Below are 3239 nucleotides of genomic sequence, written 5' to 3'. Positions count from 1 at the left end.
GCTTTTGCTGTTATCAACTCTTCTTTCGAACTAGTTGATCAAGCCCACCTTGCAGTGTTTACGTGACCTCTAGAGATTATCACTCTAGGCTATGCGTTAAATAGCGGAATTATGAGCATCTTTTGCGCCCAATTCTATCTAAAGCTTCATTAATTACTTCATATAAAAAATTTTTTGCTTCCAAACTATATGGATTTTTAAGTTTTTTATCCATTAAAAATTCTAAAAATTTTCTACGTTCTAATTTATTACCCGGTTTAACTTCAATAGAATAAGAAAAACGTGATTTTATAGCATCATCGATTTGTGAAAAATTATTAGTTGCTCCTAAAATAAAAATAGGATGTTCCGGGTCATTTTCATTTGAAGTCAGTTCTGTTTTAAATTGATTAACAATGTTCATAATTTCTGAATCGCCTTCTAAATTGTTTAACTTACGAAAAATAGTTTCACATTCATCTACAAAAATAATTGCCCCTTTAGATTTTTTAGATATTTTACGAACATCATTAAATAAATTTCTAATCATTTGCACCGCTTGTCCTCTATATTTTTTAGAAAAAATAGAAGCGCTAAGTTCAAAAAAGGGTAATTGAGTTTCTTTAGCTATAGCTCTAGCAAAAGTAGTTTTTCCTGTTCCAGGTACACCATATAATAAAATACCTGAGGGAGGTTCAACTTGGCCAATATTTTGAAATTTTTCTGGTTTTTTTATATACAATATAAACGAATTAGCTATCGTTTTTTCTTCTTCAAAACCAGATAAAGTTTCAAAATCAAGAAAATTATCACTATTGGTAGGATAAAAAGATTCTGATATATCAAAACTATTAGTTAAATTAAATAAATTTGATTCGTTTTTTCTATATACATCCGATTTTAAATTCATCAAATCCTTATTATTTTTAAAATTCAACATTAAAGACCATAAGATACATAATAATAACAATACATCCATAATTAACCTAAAAATTATAAAAAATAAGGCTGTTTTTTTGTGTTTCAATGAGCACTCCTTTTTAAAACATTAAAATAAATAATAAAATTTATCTTTATATTGATAATGAAATAAATTATTTTAATACAAATATAAAAATTGTTAAAATAATTAAATATTTTTTTAGCAAAAATTTTCAATAATTATAATATACTAAATTAGATATCTAAAATAAATTTAACTTATATAAATAGACGCCAAAGAGGACTAAATATCCTATGATTTTACCAATCACCAGTGCGATAAACACTGCAAGGCTAAGAGCGGTTTTCGAAAGGAAAATCTCTCTCAGAAATTATAGCAAGTTTAACGAGTGTCGATAAAGTAGCTAGTTTTACCACCAAAAAAATCTAAGGACTAGCCCTCTGAAATAACCCAAAAGGCAAGGTAAAGATTATATTAAGGAAAAGACCTATCTCGTAATTAATATACGCGATTAATCCAAAAACTATCGATATAGATTAAACATATTGGATAGTTTATTAATAAAAAAACCTGGAATCTCACCATTTATAAAATGGTCACTTCTTCCTAAGAAACCAAGGTTGATATTTAGCATAACCGGAGAACCCTTAAGTCAGATTATTAAATCAACGAATAATAAGATCAAAGTTATTAGGTCTAAGATTATAAAAAATAAATATCAAATTTTATAAATTAGGTTTATATAAAGACTTTTTATCAAAAACAGCTAAAGTTTCTGAAAAACTACCTGCAGAAGTTTTAGCTAATGTTTCCCCTAAAGAAGTCAATTTTGCATCTATATTATCTAAATGCCATAACAAAAATGCTTCTCCTGTTTGAGGAATTTTTAAAGCACCATATTCTAATAAACCATGATGAGAAATTAATAAATGTTTTAATAATAATATTTCTTCTGTATCCTGAATATTTAATAAAACAGCTTCCTCGTGAACATAATTAACAGCTAAAACTAAATGACCTAATAAAATCCCTTCTTTAGTATATTCTTTTTGTGAAAAATTAAATTCTTTAACTTTAAACATATCGTGTAAAATAATACCTGAGTATAACAAATCTAAATTTAAAAAATTATATCTTTCGACTAAATTTAAAGTGATTTGCAACATATTAGTAGTATGATAAGCTAAGCCTCCATAATAATTATGATGCATCTTAAAAGCAGCTGGCGAAATCAAAAAAGGCAATTTATATTTATTGTATAACATAGTTGTAATTTTTTTTAAATTATAATTTTTAATTTCGTTAATATATTTATTAATTAAAAAATCAGCTTTTCCAAAAGATAAAGGCGCGCATACAAAAAAAATAGAATAACATTGATAAATTTCTTCTAAATTTAAAATATTTTCGATTAAATTCGCATTTTGACAAATTAAATAATATTTATTATTTCTTAAATCTCTAATTACTTCAAAAATATAAATTTTTTCAATTATGAACATTAAATTTATATTTTCTATTTTAATATTTATAACTTCCTTTTCTGTTAATAAAATATCTACATTATAAAAGTTATCTCCTTTATTAATATTATGAATTTTTCCTAAAATTTGATATTTTTTGCCTATCTCAGCATTCTTTAAAATTTGTAATTGGTTTTTATAAATCATACTTTTTAAACTCATTTTTTATTTTCTTAATAATTTTAATGTAAAAAAAATTTGAAATATTTTTATTTGAAAAATAAATACAAATAATTTAAAACAAACCTGTCTTTAAAAATTTTTTTTGTAAATTTTCCAATTCAAATTTATTTAAATTAGTTAATAAAGGATATTTTTGTTTTAATATTGCTACTAATTTAATAATTTTGATCCTTTGATGATAAGGAAAAGAAAAATCATAAATTACTTGATTATTTACATAAACAGCAATTACGAAAAAAAAATCTGGATCAATAATTTCTAATTTATATTCAATAAAAAATAATATTCCAGAAATTAAACTTTTTAAATAATAAATAATATGGATAGATTATTTGCGTTTCGATCTCAGAATTTATCTTTCTGATAGCTATTACAAATAGCCTCCATCTAAACCGGACAGGCAAGTTTCCAAGCATCCGGCTTGCCATAATTTACCTTCTTTCGAAGACTAACTTTATGTCACCACTGATTAGTTGTTAATTCTGATCATATAAGTTCTATGATGATAATCATCATGCTTGCATAATACTTACCTAACTGGTTATGGTTAATATTGCTTTTTAATTTATTCATGGTGGTATTTTTAAATTTTTGGGATTTTGATACCGTCT

3 protein-coding genes are annotated in these 3239 nt (G+C 24.3%); all 3 read right to left on the bottom strand.

Annotated features, from left to right (window positions below; translation table 11 throughout):
• Nucleotides 1-109: 109 nt before the first annotated feature.
• Nucleotides 110-1006, bottom strand: coding sequence for an AAA family ATPase (locus tag OC705_RS02325; RefSeq protein ID WP_304512669.1), 897 nt, complete (start codon nucleotides 1004-1006; stop codon nucleotides 110-112).
• 641 nt (nucleotides 1007-1647) lie between these two features.
• On the bottom strand, nucleotides 1648-2592 hold the full coding sequence (locus OC705_RS02320; protein ID WP_304514058.1) for an HD domain-containing protein: 945 nt from the start codon (nucleotides 2590-2592) through the stop codon (nucleotides 1648-1650).
• A gap of 305 nt (nucleotides 2593-2897) precedes the next feature.
• Nucleotides 2898-3056 (bottom strand): hypothetical protein, encoded by a 159-nt coding sequence (locus OC705_RS02315; protein WP_304512667.1) that lies wholly within the window; start codon nucleotides 3054-3056, stop codon nucleotides 2898-2900.
• Nucleotides 3057-3239 lie beyond the last annotated feature (183 nt).

This window comes from Candidatus Phytoplasma fabacearum, from assembly GCF_030586805.1.
Taxonomy (GTDB): Bacteria; Bacillota_I; Bacilli_A; order Acholeplasmatales; family Acholeplasmataceae; genus Phytoplasma; species Phytoplasma fabacearum.
Note: the sequence above shows the minus strand (reverse complement) of the source record. Positions and strands in the feature narration are given on the sequence as shown.

What these genes read in the sequence shown, in the direction of transcription:
- OC705_RS02320 (WP_304514058.1), bottom strand. Translation starts at nt 2,592, where the DNA reads ATGATTTATAAAAACCAATTACAAATTTTAAAGAATGCTGAGATAGGC.
- OC705_RS02315 (WP_304512667.1), bottom strand. Translation starts at nt 3,056, where the DNA reads ATGGCAAGCCGGATGCTTGGAAACTTGCCTGTCCGGTTTAGATGGAGG.